General features: G+C 34.2%; 21 protein-coding genes. 9 read left to right on the forward strand and 12 right to left on the reverse strand.

Annotated elements, in window-relative coordinates; translation table 11 throughout:
• Positions 1 to 8 precede the first annotated feature (8 nt).
• The 7 genes from BALOs_RS00545 (at position 9) to BALOs_RS00580 (ending at position 6,069) form a co-directional block, all read left to right on the forward strand.
• Positions 9 to 728: a 16S rRNA (uracil(1498)-N(3))-methyltransferase gene (locus tag BALOs_RS00545; RefSeq protein ID WP_120404006.1), complete on the forward strand. Its 720-nt coding sequence runs from the start codon at positions 9 to 11 to the stop codon at positions 726 to 728.
• 34 nt (positions 729 to 762) lie between these two features.
• Positions 763 to 1,488: an RDD family protein gene (locus BALOs_RS00550; RefSeq protein ID WP_120404007.1), complete on the forward strand. Its 726-nt coding sequence runs from the start codon at positions 763 to 765 to the stop codon at positions 1,486 to 1,488.
• Position 1,489: 1 nt separating this feature from the next.
• Positions 1,490 to 1,948 (forward strand): D-glycero-beta-D-manno-heptose 1-phosphate adenylyltransferase, encoded by a 459-nt coding sequence (gene rfaE2 / locus BALOs_RS00555; protein WP_120404008.1) that lies wholly within the window; start codon positions 1,490 to 1,492, stop codon positions 1,946 to 1,948.
• Positions 1,949 to 2,411: 463 nt separating this feature from the next.
• Entirely contained in the window at positions 2,412 to 3,245 is an 834-nt protein-coding gene (locus tag BALOs_RS00565) for a flagellin (RefSeq protein WP_120404010.1), read from the forward strand.
• 475 nt (positions 3,246 to 3,720) lie between these two features.
• A complete protein-coding gene (locus tag BALOs_RS00570; protein WP_114706101.1) occupies positions 3,721 to 4,551 on the forward strand; it encodes a flagellin in 831 nt (276 codons plus the stop codon).
• A gap of 94 nt (positions 4,552 to 4,645) precedes the next feature.
• On the forward strand, positions 4,646 to 5,317 hold the full coding sequence (locus BALOs_RS00575) for a PilZ domain-containing protein (RefSeq protein ID WP_120404011.1): 672 nt from the start codon (positions 4,646 to 4,648) through the stop codon (positions 5,315 to 5,317).
• A gap of 32 nt (positions 5,318 to 5,349) precedes the next feature.
• Positions 5,350 to 6,069 (forward strand): UDP-2,3-diacylglucosamine diphosphatase, encoded by a 720-nt coding sequence (locus BALOs_RS00580; RefSeq protein ID WP_120404012.1) that lies wholly within the window; start codon positions 5,350 to 5,352, stop codon positions 6,067 to 6,069.
• A 5-nt stretch (positions 6,070 to 6,074) separates the two neighbouring features.
• On the opposite strand, the gene BALOs_RS00585 is transcribed toward BALOs_RS00580, so the two are convergent.
• From BALOs_RS00585 to fliD, 11 genes are all read right to left on the reverse strand, one after another.
• Complete coding sequence (locus BALOs_RS00585) at positions 6,075 to 6,971, reverse strand: NAD(+)/NADH kinase (protein WP_120404013.1); 897 nt, start codon at positions 6,969 to 6,971, stop codon at positions 6,075 to 6,077.
• A 7-nt stretch (positions 6,972 to 6,978) separates the two neighbouring features.
• Positions 6,979 to 7,335, reverse strand: coding sequence for a response regulator (locus BALOs_RS00590; RefSeq protein WP_162929473.1), 357 nt, complete (start codon positions 7,333 to 7,335; stop codon positions 6,979 to 6,981).
• Complete coding sequence (locus BALOs_RS00595; protein WP_120404015.1) at positions 7,332 to 8,819, reverse strand: sensor histidine kinase; 1,488 nt, start codon at positions 8,817 to 8,819, stop codon at positions 7,332 to 7,334. The genes BALOs_RS00590 and BALOs_RS00595 overlap by 4 nt, the downstream gene beginning before the upstream one ends.
• Complete coding sequence (locus tag BALOs_RS00600) at positions 8,768 to 9,391, reverse strand: hypothetical protein (protein ID WP_120404016.1); 624 nt, start codon at positions 9,389 to 9,391, stop codon at positions 8,768 to 8,770. The genes BALOs_RS00595 and BALOs_RS00600 overlap by 52 nt, the downstream gene beginning before the upstream one ends.
• Positions 9,388 to 11,028 (reverse strand): glycosyltransferase family 9 protein, encoded by a 1,641-nt coding sequence (locus BALOs_RS00605; RefSeq protein WP_162929474.1) that lies wholly within the window; start codon positions 11,026 to 11,028, stop codon positions 9,388 to 9,390. Before BALOs_RS00605 ends, BALOs_RS00600 begins: the two co-directional genes overlap by 4 nt.
• Positions 11,029 to 11,036: 8 nt before the next feature.
• A complete protein-coding gene (locus BALOs_RS15100; RefSeq protein ID WP_158536796.1) occupies positions 11,037 to 11,180 on the reverse strand; it encodes a hypothetical protein in 144 nt (47 codons plus the stop codon).
• Positions 11,161 to 12,807, reverse strand: a complete 1,647-nt coding sequence (locus BALOs_RS00610; RefSeq protein ID WP_120404018.1) for a glycosyltransferase family 9 protein — start codon at positions 12,805 to 12,807, stop codon at positions 11,161 to 11,163. The genes BALOs_RS15100 and BALOs_RS00610 overlap by 20 nt, the downstream gene beginning before the upstream one ends.
• Positions 12,808 to 12,821: 14 nt before the next feature.
• Positions 12,822 to 13,520: a hypothetical protein gene (locus tag BALOs_RS00615; protein ID WP_120404019.1), complete on the reverse strand. Its 699-nt coding sequence runs from the start codon at positions 13,518 to 13,520 to the stop codon at positions 12,822 to 12,824.
• Between the two features lie 106 nt (positions 13,521 to 13,626).
• Positions 13,627 to 14,007: a hypothetical protein gene (locus tag BALOs_RS00620; protein ID WP_162929475.1), complete on the reverse strand. Its 381-nt coding sequence runs from the start codon at positions 14,005 to 14,007 to the stop codon at positions 13,627 to 13,629.
• A gap of 32 nt (positions 14,008 to 14,039) precedes the next feature.
• Positions 14,040 to 14,429, reverse strand: a complete 390-nt coding sequence (gene fliS / locus BALOs_RS00625; RefSeq protein WP_114706112.1) for a flagellar export chaperone FliS — start codon at positions 14,427 to 14,429, stop codon at positions 14,040 to 14,042.
• A 13-nt stretch (positions 14,430 to 14,442) separates the two neighbouring features.
• The gene (gene fliD, locus BALOs_RS00630; RefSeq protein ID WP_158536797.1) at positions 14,443 to 15,810 is read right to left on the reverse strand and encodes a flagellar filament capping protein FliD; all 1,368 of its coding nucleotides are present in this window, start codon (positions 15,808 to 15,810) and stop codon (positions 14,443 to 14,445) included.
• A 401-nt stretch (positions 15,811 to 16,211) separates the two neighbouring features.
• Here fliD and BALOs_RS00635 point away from each other — a divergent pair, with 401 nt between their 5' ends.
• Positions 16,212 to 17,576, forward strand: a complete 1,365-nt coding sequence (locus BALOs_RS00635; RefSeq protein ID WP_162929476.1) for a hypothetical protein — start codon at positions 16,212 to 16,214, stop codon at positions 17,574 to 17,576.
• Positions 17,577 to 17,714: 138 nt separating this feature from the next.
• Complete coding sequence (locus BALOs_RS15105; RefSeq protein ID WP_158536798.1) at positions 17,715 to 17,879, forward strand: hypothetical protein; 165 nt, start codon at positions 17,715 to 17,717, stop codon at positions 17,877 to 17,879.
• Positions 17,880 to 18,085: 206 nt separating this feature from the next.
• On the opposite strand, the gene BALOs_RS15110 is transcribed toward BALOs_RS15105, so the two are convergent.
• Positions 18,086 to 18,232 (reverse strand): hypothetical protein, encoded by a 147-nt coding sequence (locus BALOs_RS15110; RefSeq protein WP_162929477.1) that lies wholly within the window; start codon positions 18,230 to 18,232, stop codon positions 18,086 to 18,088.
• Between the last annotated feature and the right edge of the window lie 9 nt (positions 18,233 to 18,241).

Raw genomic sequence — 18,241 nt, forward strand, 5'->3', positions numbered from 1 at the left:
GAGTCCTTATGCGTGCGATTTACACAAGAGACGATTTATCACCATCTATTGATGGAATATTGAGAATAAATGATGATCGAAGCCATCATTTAATTAAAGTTGCGCGTGTAAAAAATGGGGATGAAGTACTAATCCTTGATGGTCAAGGTGGCCGTTATCTTAGTGAAGTTATTAATTGTACTAAGAGAGAGGTTTCACTTAAGGTGAAGTCTTTTGATAAGGAAGAGAGATATTCAAATATTGATTTGGCCCTTGGCCTACCCAAAAGAGAAGCTTTTGAAAGTGCAATCAAGAATGCTACACAAGTTGGTATTAGTGCAATCTACCCATTTCGTGCAGAGTATTCTCAGTGGTCAATTAAAAACTTTTCTAGAGTTGAAACAGTCATAGAAAGTGCTCTTATACAATCAAATAACTGTTACTTTCCAAAGATAAATGAAGAAGTTAATAGTTTAGATGCGCTATTTGAGATTTTTAGCAGTTATGACTATATCTTTCTGACCACACTTTCTGATGCTGCAAGTACAACTAAAGAAGCAACTAATTTAAGGAATAAAAAAATATTAATTATTATTGGTCCAGAAGGTGGACTTTCACCCAAAGAAGAAGAACTTGTATTAAAACAAAGTAATGTTTTTGGTTTAAAGTTGTCGACACCAATTTTAAAAACAGAGACTGCGGTACCAACAATCGTTGGATACATACTCGGAAAATTTGATGTTAAATAAAAAATGTGTCATCCTATTATAAGAGGGATTTGGGATGAATATTGATACTGAACAACTAAATAAAAATAAGTACAACTCAATGAATATAAATAATTTAGATGATATCGATAACTTCGATATAGAAGACATTCCATTTAAACCAATAAATGAAGGCCTCGGTTTTCATCATGGTCAAAAAGAGAAGAGAACTCTTAAGCAAACGCGTGTTGAAGTTACACCTACGCAAGCTCATGTAAACAATTTTAATAAGGTCTTAGGTCGAGAAAAGGAAATGAGTGTTCCATCTGAATTGGAAGCTTTTTACCGTAAAGGACAAGAGTCTGATATCCCTCAAGTTAATCGTGAAATTGAAATTAAAAGTAAATCGAAAGAAGTTTCTATCGTTAGAAGGTTCTTCTCTTATGTAATTGACATGAGTGTATCGACAGTGATCTTTGCTGTTATTATTTCTGCAATGTTCTTCATGACATCAATTCCATTAGAATCTTTTGTTTCATTAACACTTAAAAACTCTAGCTACCGTTATTTGATCGCTCTATTTGTTTTAATTCACTTAATTTATAGAATCACTTCTGTTTATCGACCGACTCTTGGTCAATATATTTGTGGTGTTAAGCCAAAGCAATCAAATGAAGCAGCTTTTAATACAATAATTGAAAGAACGCTATTTGAGTTTTTATCAATACCTCTTCTTGGGATTCCATATATCTTTGGACTGGATAAGAAGTTCTTTGGTAACAACCTAAAGAAGAATAAGTAAGATGAGTTACGAAGACGCTAAAGATTATGTAAATAAACATTTCAAAGACAAGAAGGTTGTTTTCACTAATGGATGTTTTGATATTCTTCATCGAGGTCATTTAATGTATTTAAATGAAGCTCGAGCGCTAGGCGATGAGCTTATTATAGGGTTAAATTCAGATGCTAGTGTAAAACGTCTTAAAGGTGATGATCGTCCTGTTAATAATGAAGATGACCGTCTTTATATGCTTGAAAATCTAAAGTCCGTAAGTAAGGTTTTTATTTTTGAAGAAGATACTCCTTATGATCTCATAAAAGCAGTAGAACCAAATATTTTAGTTAAAGGTGGCGATTGGGCCGTTGATCAAATTGTTGGACACGATATTGTGACTGGCAATGGTGGTAAGGTTCTAAGCTTAAACTTTGAAGATGGTTACTCAACGACTAATCTAATTTCAAGAATTCAAGGCCGCTCATAGGTGTATCTACACAAGTTTACAGACCACTATCTGATATCAAACGAAGTTTCACAAATATTGATTCCCTTTGAACATTTATTAGTCTCAATAAAAGCTTCGTTAAAAACAGGCTTACCTGTAATTATCCTTTATCATGATCATGAATATGATTTAGCAAAACTTAAGAGTAAACATTTTATTCACAATGATAAACTTTCATTTATTAATACTTCTCTAAAAAATCGATTTGAGACACATTGTAAAATCAGTAACCTTAGTGAAATGCTCCAGTATATGCTTGAGTTGAACACTCGGCTATCTTAAAAAAACTTAACTTTTTTTCCACTTTTATCTCAAGAATATTTCCGAGTAACCGTTATGGGTATTACAACCAGTTGGGACTGGTTGTTTGGGATTTAATTGTTGAGACAAGGAGTTTCAACGCAAATTACACAAGGAGGTTGCTTATTCGAGGAGAATAGTAATGGGATTAAGAATTAACACGAACACACAGTCAATTGCAGCACAAAGAAGTTTAGGTCAAGTTAAGAGAGCACAAGGTGAATCTTTAAATAAGTTAGCATCTGGTTCTAGAATTAATAAAGCCTCAGACGATGCTGCAGGACTTGCGATATCTGAAAAGTTAAGAGCAAACATCAGAGGTACTCAACAAGCAGCTCGAAATGCTGGTGATGGTATCTCAATGATTCAGATCGCTGAAGGTGGGATGAACGAAGTATCTAATATTTTAGTTCGTCTAAGAGAGCTTTCAGTACAATCTGCATCGGATACAATTGGTGATACTGAACGTGAATTTACTGATAAAGAATTCCAACAACTAACTAAAGAAGTTGATAGAATTGCAGAGTCAGTACAATTTAACGGTACATCACTAATCAATGGTGAAGGTTCAGAAAAAGAATTCCAAATTGGTCTTAATAATGATGAGACGAATGACAGAATTAAGTATGATCCATCAGCAGTATCAGTAAAAACAGAAGACCTTGGAATTGGAGGACTTTCTGTTGCTACTAAAGGTGATGCTCAATCTAACCTTGAGGCTATCGATAAGGCCATGACATCTGTATCAGGTGGACGAGCGGAGCTAGGGGCTTTACAAAATAGACTACAGTCTACAATTAATAACCTAGAGATCTCTAACGAGAACATGAGTGCCGCAAATTCACGAATCAGAGATACTGATGTAGCAGCTGAATCAGCAAACCTAGCGAAGTCAAATGTACTTACTAGTTCTGCAACTTCAGTTCTAGCTCAAGCTAATACTTCGAGCCAGTCTGCACTTAGACTAATCGGTTAAGAAAAAAACCAAAATCGAATGCAACACTTCAAGGGCCCTCTAACGAGGGCCCTTTTATGTTCAGGATGAACGGTATGTCGGCGGGAGGCAGGAGCCGGAGCCGACCTCAATGTAGTCTAAAAATCTATCTTAAAAACAGCAAAGCCATGCTTTCGCATGGCCCACTAGAATCTTGAAAGAGCTGAATCTCAGGAGAGAGGTTAAGCTCATAAAAAGTATAACTAACAAACCTGTTCATAAATATGAGATAAGTCATAGAATAATGACAAATTTATGAGTCACTTTTCGCGATTATATGCAGTTATATTTATTGAGGTTGTGGTTTTTAAGTACCCGAATTTATAGTAGTGGCCATACTTTTCTCCAAATATTCGAGGGATTTACTAAAGTATTTACCCGAGTGTTCCGAACAGGTATCTGTGAACACGAGTTTCCCTGAATGGTATTTCAGTAGGACGTAGGAAAGGAGAATAACATGGGTTTACGTATTGCTACTAACACTGCAGCTCAAACGGTGCAGAAAAACATTAAACAAACAGGTAAGGCCTCAACAGAAGCCTTGGAAAAATTATCAAGTGGTAAGAGGATTAATAAGTCCGCCGATGATGCTGCCGGTTTAGCAATTGCTAAGAATATGGAAGCACAGGTAAAGGGTTTAAGACAGGCCTCTCGAAACGCAAATGATGGTATCTCAATGGTGCAAACTGCTGAGGGTGCCATGAACGAAACAAGTAATATTCTAGTTCGTCTAAGAGAGCTATCAGTGCAGGCAGCATCGGATACTATCGGTGATACTGAACGTGGTTTCTTGGATAAAGAATATCAGCAATTGGTAGAAGAGGTTGATCGTATTGCAGAGTCAACAAAGTTTGGTTCTATTAGCCTCTTAAATGGATCTGGTTCAGAAATGGACATTCAGGTTGGTACATTTGCTGGAGAAAGTGGTCAGATTCAATACGACCCTTCTCAAACAAATGCAACAGCTTCAGCTCTTAATATCTCAGGGCTAAGTGTTTCATCTAAGGATGATGCTAGATCATCGATGGAAAATGTCGATGAGGCGATTACAAGTCTTTCTGAGCAACGTGCAAATTTAGGTGCGATTCAGTCGAGACTACAGTCGTCAGTTAATAATTTAGAGATTCAATCAACGAATCTAGATGCTTCTAGGTCTGTTATTGAAGATGCTGACGTGGCATATGAGTCATCACAATTAGCGTCGGCTAATATTTCTAAGCAAGCTGGTGTTTCTTCATTAGTACAAGCGAATAACCTAAATTCGCAAGCGCTTAGATTAGTAGGTTAATAATAATTTTGGAGTAGCGTGGGGGAAGATCCCCCCTCCTTTCTTAAATAGGCTCAGGAAAAGTTCTTGGGCCTATTTTAATAGACGGTTTGATATGGATAAAAAGAAGTTTGAACAAGATATTATTGAGTCAATTAACGAGGATAATGAAGTTATTATCTGGGATGTAATTGAAAATAATATTCTTAGACTTCCCGTTAAGTTTAAGAGTCTCAACTCCTTTGCATCTAAATTATTTCTTACAATAGAGGATGGACTTAAAGATAGCTTGGCCCATTTTTTAAGAGGTCCGGGACTACTTAAGTTTTACATACCTGAGCTTCAGTTAGCATTTGTGAGTGAATTAAATGCTGTTCATGGGACATCCTTAGAAGTTTCATATCCAGTAAAAGAAAAACGACTCGAAAGAAGGGAGCATAAGAGGTTTGAGCCCTTAACTCCACATTATGCAAAATTTCAAAACCTTAAATATGAAATATACGACATAAGTAAAGGCGGACTTTCTATTGTATTAGGCTCTTCGCAATATGAACAATTGTTTCAATTAAAGAATGATACTTTGAATTTTACAATCGAATTCGCAAAAGAATCAGTTCATGTAAAAGGGAAGGTTGTTGATACGAAGAAGATTAAGCCCTATCAAATTTCAAGATTTCCATATGGTGCATATCGTTTAGCTGTTCAAGTTGAGGATAATCCAGGATACAAAAAGGAAGTGAAAAAGCTTCAAGATGGCTGTGATAAGCTTTTAAAAGATCTTCTTTGATTATTGGATGAAATCTTCTATGATTAATTAATATGGCCGATTATGTAATTTCAGATATTCATGTCAAATGGGATATGACCAATTCTGAACCACTTAAAAAATTCTTAGAAATTGACTTTAAACCAGAAGATCGTATTTATTTTCTAGGAGATATATTTGATTTAATGGTGGGAAGCTATGATGAGTATGAGGGACACTATGATTGGTTCTTTACTCGTATAAAAGAATTAGCAAAGGCCGGTCTTAAAATATTCTATATCCAAGGTAATCACGACTTTCATATTGAAGAGCTATTGGCCAAGAGTGGGATAATAGTAAAATCTAAACCTTTTGTTGAAATTATCAACGGCCAGAAGGTTCTCTTTTGTCATGGTGACGAAATTGAAATTGAAAATTTTAATTACAAAATATGGCGTGCATTTATTAGAAGTTATCCATTGGCCTTAATTTCAAAATATATTTTCAATTATAAAATTGTGAAAAAAATTGGGGATTATTTATCTCAAAAAAGTAGAAATAGAAATGAGAAACGCTACGGAGAAACTCAAAAAAACGATCATATACGTGATAAGTTTCGTCAATCTGCTTTGATTGCCAGTAAAAGTTATAATGTCGACATTATAATATGTGGCCATAGTCATTATATGGATAGTTACCAAGGTGATAGTTTTGAATATTATAATTGTGGTTTTGTACCTGCTACAATGAAATACTTAAAAATTACAGAAAGGTATGAATTATTACCGCTCTAAGCTTTCTAGCGATGTCCATACTTAAACTTTTCTTTTAATGTCCTAAAATAATTTCTTTCTTCATTAGCATAGAAGTTTACATAATGTGTTCTTGATTTTTTAATGACAACTTCATCTTTGGCTTCTAAGCGAAATTCTTCCTGTCCATCAATTGTTAAGTAGATATCGTCATGTCCTCTTGGAATTATGATACTGATTACTTCACTGTCAGGTAAGACCATTGGCCGATGTGTTAAGGCGTGTGGACAAATAGGGGTAAGGACAACTCCTTTTACACTAGGGTGAAGAATTGGCCCGTTGGCCGCTAGTGAATAGGCCGTTGATCCAATTGGTGTGCTCACGATTAGTCCGTCACCTGCAAGATTGTATATACTTTGACCATTGGACTCTAGTTCTAAATTAAACATTCTAGAAATACCCGATTTAGTTATAACAGCATCGTTAAGAAAGTTGAACGTAAACGGTTTCTTACCCTTTCGTTGTATCTGAGCTTGATACATTTGAACTTTTCTTGTCTTAAGTTTGCCCTTTAGCGCAAGCTCTAGTCCATCGTAAAAGTCTTGTTTGGAAAACTCTGCAATAAAACCAAGGTTGCCCATATTGATTCCAAAGATATTAACTTTCTTAATGTTTTTGCCTCTGGCTATTCCAATGAGTGTGCCATCGCCACCCATTGTTATAATTAGTTTACATTTTTTAGATATTTCATCTCGATGAATATAATTAAAATTCTTAGTTGTAGAGCCTTTGAATATCTTCTCTATCCTGTTTTTTTGAGAGTCTTCAAAGAAAATATCAACCTTTCTTCTCTTAAGCCAATTGGTAAGGTTAGGTAGTACTGTATTAAACTCAGTAATTACTTTTGGTTTTAGAATGATAGCTACTTTATTTATTGTGGCCATGCTTACCTCAGCTTAGAACTTCATTTATAAATTGATTGATATCGTTAAAAGGTTTTTGTATGACCTTACAACCATATAATGAAGCTTTTTGTACAATCTGATCAGAACTATATGCCGTAATAATATAAAATAAATTGGCAATCTCATCTTCGTTATACTTTGTTTTCGATTCTTCTATTATATCAAATCCAGTGATATCTTGAAGCATTAAATCACAAATGATTTTGTCGTATGAATTATTTTTAATTAATTCAATTGCTTCTTTGCCGCTAGCGGTCGATTCAACCTCTGCACCTTTACGCTTTAATAAAGTTGAGATGGTTTTTTGTATTAGTAGTTCGTCTTCAATGACTAATATTTTCAAAACGATACCTTTGGAAGTGTTAATCTAAATTTCGCACCAAAGTCTACATCCATTAGATTAATATCTCCATTAATCTTCTTTAAAAGAGTTTTACATATGGCAAGTCCTAAGCCTGTACCTGTTTCTTTAGTTGTAAAGAAAGGGGTGAAAATCTTATTTTTTATATTCTCAGGAATTCCGTTACCATTATCCATAATGTCGATATGTATATCATTACTATTTTCAAGGACTTTAATTTCGATTTTACCATTATCAACATTTTCATTTGTGAGTGCTTGAGAACTGTTAATAAGTAGATTAAATATAACCTGACTCAATAGAGTACCATTACTTTTTATTTCAATGTCATTTTCCATCTCAAAGACAACTCGATGTGCTCTAGATTCAGACTTAGTTAATGTTATAGTTTCGTTAATTAAACTTTTTAAAGAAATCAGAGCTAGTTTCTCATCGTCTTTATAGAGATTTGAAAATTCTTGTATAATTGCTTGTGATCTTTTTACACTATTAGATATGTGAGACAGCGTATCTTTAACATCAAAGTCATTAGTTTGATCCATTAAGAGAGTGTGTGAAAGATCAATTCCAAACAGAGGATTACTCAATTCGTGTCTGAGAGTATTTAATAATTCACCCATGAGAAGAATTCTTTCATGGTGAAGAGAGCTCGTATCGTGTTGTGCAGCTTCCAAGTCCTCTTCTGTGATTGAATTACCTTCATCGTTAAAGATCACTGTTCTTATGGGGAAGTTATTTATTACATTTGCTTTTTCAAGTTCTACTTTCTTCTTGCTTACACTCGTTATGATTTTAAAGATTTTTGGTATTTGCTTAATTATGTAATTGTTAAACTTAAGGCGGTCATCGTCTGATAAAGGAAAGAGGTCATCTCTTGAGAGTAAAAATATTGTATTAAAGTCTCTAAATGAGAGCTCTTTAGCAAGAAAGTGTCCATCAAGCTTTATATGTTTATTAAGCAGCTCTTTTTGATCAAAAGACTTATTTTTACTTTTTCTAACCTTGGTAAAAAGAGTGTTGAAAAATGCTGGGTCTTCAAAGCTTTCATAATACTCGCTATTTTTATATGAAAGAGAGTAGATATTTGTAGTTCCCTTTTCGTGAATTAGTACCTGTGAAGAAGAAAAGCCTGGAAGCTCTGGTGTATTTGTAAATGATTTAACTAGGGTGCGAAGATTGTCTTTCTTCTTAAATTCGTACTCTTTTGAGAAGTCATTTTCAAGAATAGAGCTTGTATTAATAATTTTTATGAATAAATCATATACGTTTTGTAAGGTGAATTTTTGATCATTTATCTTTGCTACAACTTTATTGTTCTTAGCAGATAAGAGAAGTTGAGAGTTCTTTTTCGCAAGTAAATTAGAAAGTCCATCTTGATTTAAATACTCCAAGATGGACTTTTCTAAATAAATATTTAGATGTTGATTTTCGATTGTTGAATTAGAGGTATTGCTTTTTCTTTCCACTGTTTTAGATTATCCATTAGTTCGTACTCTAGCAAGTCAGAAAGCATAACGATATCGTTCTTCTCTCTAGCTGGAACTAGGGCCTTAATAACTGAAAACAGGTGTATTTCAAGGTTTTTAACCATTTCATTGTCTGCGAAGAATTCTGGATTACCTTTTCTGGCAGTAGCATGAATTCTTGTGATTAAATGGATATATAGCTCTAAAACTTCAATTAGATCAGCAAAGTATAAATTTGCTTCATCTATATTGCTCTTGTTGAATTCTGCAGTTGTAATGATTATCTTATCTAATAATTGATCAATATATCCAAGACAGTCATCAAGTGCTTCAAATGCAATCTCATAAGAGTTTTGAATTCTAAGGCTTGGGTAGTTTAATTCTGCAAGAGTATTATCGAGAACCTCTTCAACGTGATTTAACGCATAAGTTTCTCCATCAATTACAACTGCTGTAATTGATTCATTATTAGACAGTCCTCCGTCACTTTCAACTGCGCTAATCGCTTGGCGTAGCGTGATAATATCCCCATCGAGAGAAAAGCTATCATTTCCTAGTTCTAAAGTAATCATACGTTATCCCTTGCAGCTTCCGGCTGCTTTTTAATAAGAGAGCACTTTTCAAAAAACTCATAGAGCACACTACAAAGTAGTGAGACTTCGTTGTAAGTAAAGAATGCTGACTCTGATAATTTTACTAAATTATGTCCTTGTAGATTGTTTTTCGCTACTTTGGCGTAATCGACAACTGGTGCAAGTAGAGGATATGAGCTTAGTATCATATCACTAAGAGTGTCGACTTCATCAAGCTTTGCAGAAAACTTCTTAATTTCTTCGAGGCTTGGTGTGTTTTTACTGATTTCTTCAATAATGTATCTTGAATACTTTTTACCAAACTCTGAAAGCTCAAATAGTGCCTCAATACCTTTCGTATGAGACATTAACTGTGCTTTAGCTTCACTATTAATAACAGGGATATCCATGCTAATGTTAGCTTCAGTAATAATGCTAGACCACGCAATGTGATAGAAATTTCGCATAATCTCTTTTGCATTTTGTTCCTTATGTAAAAGTTCGTTAATTGTTACATCACCATTTGCAAGCATATCTGTTTTATAGAGATTTAACTTGTTTATAGAAAGTGTAGAGCAGCTATTGTGTAGCTCTTCTATATTAATTAAGTTCTTTTTAAGTAGTTGCTTAATGCATTGATAAGTTACGTTATATGGTAATTCATCACTTTTTTGTCTTGGTGCCAGGTTGTAGTTATCAAGTGCATATGGAGTGGTTTCATGAGGTCTAACAGGTCCTAGTGAGATTGTAAGAGACTTTACATTCTTATAGCTTAATAAGTTACCAATCATTGAATCGTGTCCAACGAATAGGTAGTTTTGATCAACTTTTTCATAAAGCTCTTGTAGCTCTAAACCTAACCATTGATCGATTCTATCTTTAAATGAGGATAGAAGTTCTGAGTTTACGATCTCTTCTGTTTTTGTCTTATCTAGAGAACTTCCACAGATAATCACTTTAGTGTCTTTGTTTCTTTTTAAAGTTTGATAGATTACTTCCACCCATCTATTCGAAGTCCATTGTTTAGACTCTTGTGAAGTGAATGGGTGAATAAGAACATGACTTTTTTCTTCATTTGAGTATTCTTTATTGCTCAAGTGAGTCATTTTCTTATTAACACCAATGATATTTGCAAATAAGTCAACAAGGTTAAAAGGGTTGAGATCTCCTCTCATAACTGTTGAGTATAGGTATTGTGACCACTTATCCTGAAGTACTCTTTCATGCATTAGGTTAAAGTATGGTCCAACTTTGTTTTCAGATTTAATAAGAGTGTGAAGATATGTTGATGATTTAGAAAAAGCAAGATTGATAGATACATCAATTCTTTCATCGTTTATTTCGGCCATTTGTTTTTTAAGATTAGATAGAGCATCTTTCGTACTATCAGCTCCAACCATGGCAGATTTGTGATCAATTTGAATGATCTTATCAAAATACTTATTAAGGATGAATTTAATTGGTTCACTAAACTTCTTTCTTGCAATTAAGATGACTCGAAATTCAGGATGATTTTCTTTCATGAGTCTTATTGCATGTGTTGTTTGTAGAAGATCTCCAATTCTTGTCGTTTGGATAATCGCAATTGTCTTTTTTACTTCATCAGAATGATCATTTTGTGTTTTGATTGCGTTCATAAATACCTCTATTGCTCTTCTTCTAGGATTGAACATAGGTATAAAAAGGCCATGTCGTCCTCTTTTAGCGTCTCACGCTTTATTTGCAGCTCTTTTATTCTTTCTAATTCAGAAAAGAAGTCTTTTTTAAAGTTATTCTGATCTTGATTCATGTATAAAGTCCTTTGCCGATTCTGTACGAATCTTGCTGCGATTTTCTCTTATGAGATTTGAAACTTCTTTGACTTGTTCAAATTGAATTTGTAAGTCGTTTTTAAGTCCAATTAGTGTATTTTCAATTTCTTCTATAGTCGGATTGTCTATATTACTTATTTTTGCTTTATAAAATAAGAAAGGTAGTGAACAGTAGTCAGACGCACTAGCTATATAACGACTCATTTCTAACAATTTCTCATTTAGCTTTTGACTGTCTTTAGCTAGGGCCGTTTTTATTGCTGCTAATACATGACGAGATGATTTGATTAATTCACCTTGTGTTTGCTCTAGCCAGCTTGAAGTGAAGTTCAAGTTAGATTCGATTATCCCATGGCTAGAAAGGCTTTTTCTTTCAACTTTTCTTAAAATAAAGTCTCTTGAAAGATAACGAGAGATTTCAATCTCTGCATCAAAGCGTCCTTCAATATTTTTATAGAAAGTACCAACCTCGTCATTTTCAGGTCGATAGACTGAGATTTCTTTGTTTTCTAACTTTGCATCTGTGAAACCTAGATAATATTTTTCAAGGCCATAAATGATATCATTAGCTTTTATAACTTCGTTACTTCTTACTTGTTTTTCAGTGTGAACACTTGCTGTATATGTAAAATCACGATCTTTTAACCTTGGAGTCATAATAATACTCTCTGGGTTTACTGTTCCTTGTTTTAAAAATGGTGAAGGACCCATTGATAATTCTATTAAAGGAACATCGAGTATATCAGCGACATGCTTAATAGCTGTATCTGGAGTTACTAAAATATCGCAATTTATTAATACAGAAGGAAGCGCCGTGAAAGGAGCCTCTATCGTTACTGCTTTCTTATCAAGTTCTGAATTAATTTTGTTTGCAAAATTTCTTTCTTCCGACGTTGGAGCAATTAATAGAAGAGGAATAGTATCAACTCGATTATTTAATTCATTAATAAGTTTGATAAGCTCACTTCTTTCGATCATCTTGCTAAGGTTAGATGCCGTAAGCTGTAAACCAATTATTTTAGGATTATTTTTACTCTCTGATTTGCGCATCTTTAGGAAGTTTTGATGGCATACCTTGTTGTATTCATTTGAAACATTTAACGAGTTAAATGAGTTGTTTTCTTTTAAGCAGCACATCTTGTGGTAAGTATCGTTAAAGTTTATAGGTGTATATTTTTGTTGAGTTAAAATATCATTAAAAACAATAGACCATTCATTTGAATAATTTACATTACAATGTGTATCAAATTTTATGCCTTTGTATTCCTTTGCTAGGTAAGATGTAAGGCTTGTTGAAATTCGATCATTAGAATAATTGATAACTAAATTCCAACCCTTGTTAATTTCCTTAATCGTTTTACCAAATTCATCAAGAGCAAAGCCATCAGAATATATTTTATTCTTTTTATAACTAACAATTCTTTTACGATCGAGAGTGAAGATTTGCTTTATGCCACCTAGTGTTTGAGCAGAAGTTTCAAATTCTTTATTTATTAGAATTGAAATATTTGAATCTGGGTGTTTGTATTTTAAAGAAGAGATGAGTCTTCCCATCTGAAAAATGTCACCATGTCGCTTGAAATTTATTATTAGTATATCTTTCATCTTATCCTCGTGCCTTATCCTTGCTTAATGATTGCATCAAAAGCAAGTAGCAAAAAGTCGTTCTTATTTTTAAATTCACTTGTTTGATAAATATTTTCTTCAATGTATTCGTCGACACTCAAGCTTTGATTGCCATTATAAAGTAGGGTCTTAAGCTCTGCTGACTTTATATGTTCAACACATTCAGAGATTCTCTTATCTGCTTCAAAGTCTAGAAATGCCTTGTAGAAATCTGTGTATAAAGAAAATGAAGGAGCATGTGTAAGAATCGTTGGTTTTGACGAAAGGAATGTAACGACGCTTTTTTCTTTGTAAATATTTGCAACTGAATCAGTTGCATAAACTTCGATATTCTTATTTGGAAATAGATTATTTTTAATGCATTCAGAATATGTTTGCTCATTAGGTTCAATTACGATGACCTTATAGTTTTGACCATGGTAGCTCTCAAGTAGCTTACACGCTTCATACACATGATAGGCAAAACCTAGCCCTAATATTAGAAGATGATTATTTTCTTTAAGTTGATGTTCGATGTTGGCGATTATCTTTTTAGCTTCTTTAGCTGGGTGATAATTAGAGTGTAGGTGAACACCATTAATTACTGGAACCTTTAAATTACTTCGAGATTGTTTTATCTCGTAACTTTCAATATTTAAAAATGATAAAGACTTTGGATTAATTTCCTGACTTGAATTTTTTGCCAATTCCATAATTTCCTCTTCCTAAGGGATAATGGGTAAATATAGGTGAAGCTCTTTCCTAGAGCTCCACCAGATTATACTATACTTTTGATTAAGCGGGCAAACAGGTCGAGTATTACCTAGTCTTTGTATTATTTAGGTTATAACCCTGAAACTGTTTACGTGTTTTGTAGACGTTAGAGATTTCTCTTGTAGTTGACTCTTTTGCTTGGGATAGTTCTTCGAGACATTGACGATCAAGCTCATCATTTTTTTTAACTATTTCTGTTACATCATTAATCCAGGACTTGAATACATCGATTTCAGAACTAGTATAATGAGTCGAAGCGCTCTGTAATTTACTTTCGATTTCATCTTGAAGTAGCCTAACGATATTGATTAAACGCTCTCGGTTATCAGCGATCTGCTCTACGCTTTCAAAATTGCCTGATTGACTATTCTTTAGCATGGATTGTGTTGCATCCACGAGTACATTCATCAGGTCAAGATGACGCATGATTTTACCAGCGAGGCTATCAAAATTGGCCATTATTTTGCCTTTTGTTCTGCTCTTAATTGCTTGATGGCCTGTTGCCAACCTTCATATAGAGTCGTTAATACATCGAGTACACCTTTTAATGGTTCTTTATCGATCTTGATATTAGCTTGTGTACTTGAATGTAGCATATAGTCATAAAGTGACGACAATTCATTGGCAACATCTCCACCAACTTCAAAGTCTAGACTACTGTTGAGTTCAATAATAATGTCCTGCAGCTTTCCAATGTATTGGCCCTTTTCTGCAATATCCTTTTTTTCAATTGCTTCAATGGCCTTCTTACAATTCTTAATTGCAGCTTGATAAAGCATTAGTAGGATTTGTTCCTTACTTGCTGTTTTTACAGATGTTTGTTTGTAAGCACCTAAACCGTAACTCATTTAATTCTCCTTACTATCCCATTGGCGAAGGTGCGCCACCTAGGCCAGCACCTTGTGCCTTAATTCTTGACATTGTTCCTTCTAATCGAGCGAACTTATCTTTTAAGTTTTTTTCTTTTTGCTGTAGCATATTTTCTCGCTGAGCAATTCTTCGGTCGATTGTTTCAATATTGTTATCTAATGAACGTTTTCTTGATGATAATAGACCGTTTGGAAATTGTAGAAGCTGACCAACAGTTTCTTTAAGATTATCAATGAAACCATTCGTTTTGGTTCCATCCTCATAGCGTCCAGTTAAAACCTCCGCTACGTGATCATAATCCTTTTCCATCTCACTTTTAAATTTCTCTTGATCAAATTCTAAAAGACCTTCTCTTGTAAATTGAATACCGATATTTCCTATACGGGACGTTCTTCCATCAACTTTAATATCTTTAAAGATTGTATTTCTAATTCTTGATTCAATAGACTGTAGTAGGATATCCCCACCTAGTGTTCTAGATGTATCCGTATTCTCATCCATGGTATTTTGTTGTTTAATAAAAGAAAGAACACCATTGATTTGTTCAATTAGTGAGTTGATCTTTTCACCAACTTTCCCAGCATCCTCACTGATATTTATTGTAAACTCTTCACCTGGCTTCGCTTTTTTTAGATCAATTGTTACACCCGGAATAAGTTCAGCTGCTTTATTTTCAGGGAGTTCAATTTCAAAACCATCAAGGGCAACAATTGCATCTTGGGCCTCTCTTTCAAACTCAATATAAAAGTCTTGCTCTCCATCGACAAAGTAGAAGTATGGAAAGTCAGCCTTATTGATATCTCCAGTGTCTTTAAGGGAGAGAATTAGTCTCCACGGTGTATCTGAGCCGGAGCCATCATTAACAACACTTGCTCTAAGGCCTGCGTCGTCATTTTTATTGATTAGCTTTGCAACAGACTTAAGTGAAGCATTATCTGCATCAATATAAATCTCTTTATTTTCACCGTTTGGTAATGTGTATTGGATAAATCCTACACCGATATAGCTCTCGTCTGGATCAGCAAATCCAGAGGTCATTGCCGATGACTTCTGTGCAAGCTGTTTAACTTCAAATTGATAGGTCGCAGGCTCTGCGATGTTCTTGTCAGCACTGATTTCTACGATATCATCGTTACCAACAACTTCCAGCTCTCTTAGGGATCTCGCACTACCGTTTTGGAGGAGTGTACCACGCATGGCCTCAACAAGAGATGAGAGTTGCTGAACAAGAGCTTTCTTGTCCTGAATCTTTCCCTTGCGCGCTTCCATATTATTAATAGGTATACGCTCAGCTTTCATGATTTGCTGAACAATATCCTTTGGAAGGCCGGTGTTAATGGAGCCCATTGCTATAGACAAAAAATCCTCCTGATTTTCTACGTGAAATTCCTTTTCACGCAAGTCTCCAACACTGATTTTATCATACTTGAGGTTTTTTTTCCGCTGCATCATTAGTGGAAGAATTTTCTTTGTCTGAGATCTTCGTCAATTGGCATCTTGGAGGTTATAATAGGTAAATCCCTGAAAATAAAAAACCCGCCTGTTAAGACGGGTACTTTTCGAGAAAGTAATTTTGGGATTGGGATTTTGTACTAAATTTATCGGGTATTATGGTGAAAACTTTAGAAAAAAAGTCGGATATTTTCGTTGAAAAAACTAAATTCTTGTCATTTCGGCTAGTTACATACTTTACGTTTCTGCTACTTCCAATTTATTTACAAAAAGAAGTGAATTTAGCACCAATTTGGCAAATTATAGCCATGATCTTCTTTTCTATGTTCATTGTTTCTCAATGGTTTCTTCTAGGTAAGGAAATTGATCATCGTTTAAAAATTTATTTTAAAGTGAACTCCTCAATCGATAGGGTGGTTTATCGTCTCTTTATGGGGATGTTCTTTATGGCCATCTATTTTAACCTACTAAGTCTCCTCCCTCATAAATGGAGCTATAATATATTTTGGGTTACGTGGGTTGTTATGGGCCTATTTTATTCATGGCCCACTCGTGGAAAAATTATCAAAGAGTCTGTTTCGACTAACTTTCATGAGTATCGCTATTTAGATAAATTTGAAAAGACAGTTCTATTCTTAACTGTTGTGATGTTCTTTACATCGCTTCCTGAACTACCAAACCTTTTTTCAACTGGATCACTTCGTTTATTCTTTGATCCAGGTGAAAAAGTATCGGGTGCCTTTTGGAACTTTATTTCTATCAATTACATTCCTTTTAGTAAGTATCCACAACTTTTAAATTTATCTTGGTCTGTTCATTTTTACTTTGTGACAATGTCTTTATTTTTGATGACCTTCTATGCTCTGCTGAGAAACTTTGTCTCTCGTAGGCTTTCGTTACTTGGAGTTTTTGCTTTAGTCTCTTCGTGGTCATTTTCTAAAATCTTGGCCAATAATTTTGGATTTACGCTTCTAACAACTTTCTCTGTTGTGTGGGTATGGTCAACTCTATGGTCGACTAAGAGTTCAACTTATCGCTCTGGTCTCTTTATTGGTCTACTCGGTGCCTGGGGTACTGTTATTGATAAATCCAATATCATCTTATTAGTTGTACAACTTCTGCTAATTCACTTTGTATTCTTAAAAGAAGAGACATACTGGTATCGCAGACAATTTTTCAAATATACTTTATTAGGTGTTTTTCTTTCAATTTCATTATTCTTTTTCTCAACAAGTAACGTTTCAGTACAGATGATTGAGAGTATAAATATTATCTATGCGGAGCTTACGAGACTCTTTTTTAGAAAGTCATTTTTCATACTTTCTATCTTTGGCCTAGGTGTATTTATTTATAAGTTAATTGGGCAAACTAGAAGTGAAAAAAACCAAGTTTTAAATATCTCGCATGATTTATCGATGAAGGTTGCTATATCAATTCTATGCCTTATCTTAATCGATATTCTATTTAGTTCACGAACATTTCAGGACTTTTCTATTTTATGGCCTCTGGCCTTCTTCAGCGTACTCTTAATCGAAGTTATTTTTCAAAAAATTCGCCACCTTAGAAGTCGTCGCAATATGATCTATGCTGTCTATATCATCATTTGCTTATTGGATTCTCACTTTGAGGGACGTGTGAAGATCTTATTGCGTACAATAGGAGCAATTGACTAAATTGCTCACTCTTAAATCGCTATCTTTATTTGAGATTTAATTTATAATTAAGATAACGTTAACGATGAAAGGGAGTTTCATCTGTTTAAATCTCATATAACAAGACAGTTATTTGAAGAGTTTTCTGAGTCCTACAAGATGCGAAGAGAAGCATCTAATTCCAACGAGCCATTTGTTTTAGTTGATCCACTTGATGGTAGCATCAAGCTGATTGCTAGTTCATTCACATATGATGATGGTGAAGAGTACGGTGCTATTTTAGCAAGTACTGATGAGTTGGAATATATGGTAACGTCAGAATAATCTTATGGGCCAGAAATGGCCCTAAGACCTTTAAAATAAGTATTATTGTACATCTCGTACAAGGGGAGTTTATCCCCAAATTTCTTACAATAAAATTCTAAAAATATTGTTGACAAGCTTTGAAAGCACTTTGAAATGTGTATATGTTGATAACTTGGTGTTTTTTGTTGGTAAGTTGGTTCGCAACCTGTCAAAGTGTGACATCACTACGCAACATAGATGGTAAAGTATTGAAAATAAGGGATTTCATTAGTAAAAGTAAAGACAATGAAAAATAACCAACGATTATAGTCAAGTGTGGATAACTCTGTTAATAATGTTAGTAAAAAACCTGAGTCAATAAGTTTTTTCACAAAATAAAA

The sequence above is a fragment of the Halobacteriovorax sp. BALOs_7 genome, from assembly GCF_003612895.1.
Lineage (GTDB): Bacteria > Bdellovibrionota > Bacteriovoracia > Bacteriovoracales > Bacteriovoracaceae > Halobacteriovorax_A > Halobacteriovorax_A vibrionivorans.

Bases quoted from the DNA above. Each gene is read 5' to 3' on its own strand.
- BALOs_RS00545 (WP_120404006.1), top strand. From the start codon at position 9: ATGCGTGCGATTTACACAAGAGACGATTTATCACCATCTATTGATGGA.
- BALOs_RS00550 (WP_120404007.1), top strand. From the start codon at position 763: ATGAATATTGATACTGAACAACTAAATAAAAATAAGTACAACTCAATG.
- rfaE2 (WP_120404008.1), top strand. From the start codon at position 1,490: ATGAGTTACGAAGACGCTAAAGATTATGTAAATAAACATTTCAAAGAC.
- BALOs_RS00565 (WP_120404010.1), top strand. From the start codon at position 2,412: ATGGGATTAAGAATTAACACGAACACACAGTCAATTGCAGCACAAAGA.
- BALOs_RS00570 (WP_114706101.1), top strand. From the start codon at position 3,721: ATGGGTTTACGTATTGCTACTAACACTGCAGCTCAAACGGTGCAGAAA.
- BALOs_RS00575 (WP_120404011.1), top strand. From the start codon at position 4,646: ATGGATAAAAAGAAGTTTGAACAAGATATTATTGAGTCAATTAACGAG.
- BALOs_RS00580 (WP_120404012.1), top strand. From the start codon at position 5,350: ATGGCCGATTATGTAATTTCAGATATTCATGTCAAATGGGATATGACC.
- BALOs_RS00585 (WP_120404013.1), bottom strand. From the start codon at position 6,971: ATGGCCACAATAAATAAAGTAGCTATCATTCTAAAACCAAAAGTAATT.
- BALOs_RS00600 (WP_120404016.1), bottom strand. From the start codon at position 9,391: ATGATTACTTTAGAACTAGGAAATGATAGCTTTTCTCTCGATGGGGAT.
- BALOs_RS00605 (WP_162929474.1), bottom strand. From the start codon at position 11,028: ATGAACGCAATCAAAACACAAAATGATCATTCTGATGAAGTAAAAAAG.
- BALOs_RS15100 (WP_158536796.1), bottom strand. From the start codon at position 11,180: ATGAATCAAGATCAGAATAACTTTAAAAAAGACTTCTTTTCTGAATTA.
- BALOs_RS00610 (WP_120404018.1), bottom strand. From the start codon at position 12,807: ATGAAAGATATACTAATAATAAATTTCAAGCGACATGGTGACATTTTT.
- BALOs_RS00615 (WP_120404019.1), bottom strand. From the start codon at position 13,520: ATGGAATTGGCAAAAAATTCAAGTCAGGAAATTAATCCAAAGTCTTTA.
- BALOs_RS00620 (WP_162929475.1), bottom strand. From the start codon at position 14,007: ATGCGTCATCTTGACCTGATGAATGTACTCGTGGATGCAACACAATCC.
- fliS (WP_114706112.1), bottom strand. From the start codon at position 14,429: ATGAGTTACGGTTTAGGTGCTTACAAACAAACATCTGTAAAAACAGCA.
- BALOs_RS00635 (WP_162929476.1), top strand. From the start codon at position 16,212: ATGATCTTCTTTTCTATGTTCATTGTTTCTCAATGGTTTCTTCTAGGT.
- BALOs_RS15105 (WP_158536798.1), top strand. From the start codon at position 17,715: ATGCGAAGAGAAGCATCTAATTCCAACGAGCCATTTGTTTTAGTTGAT.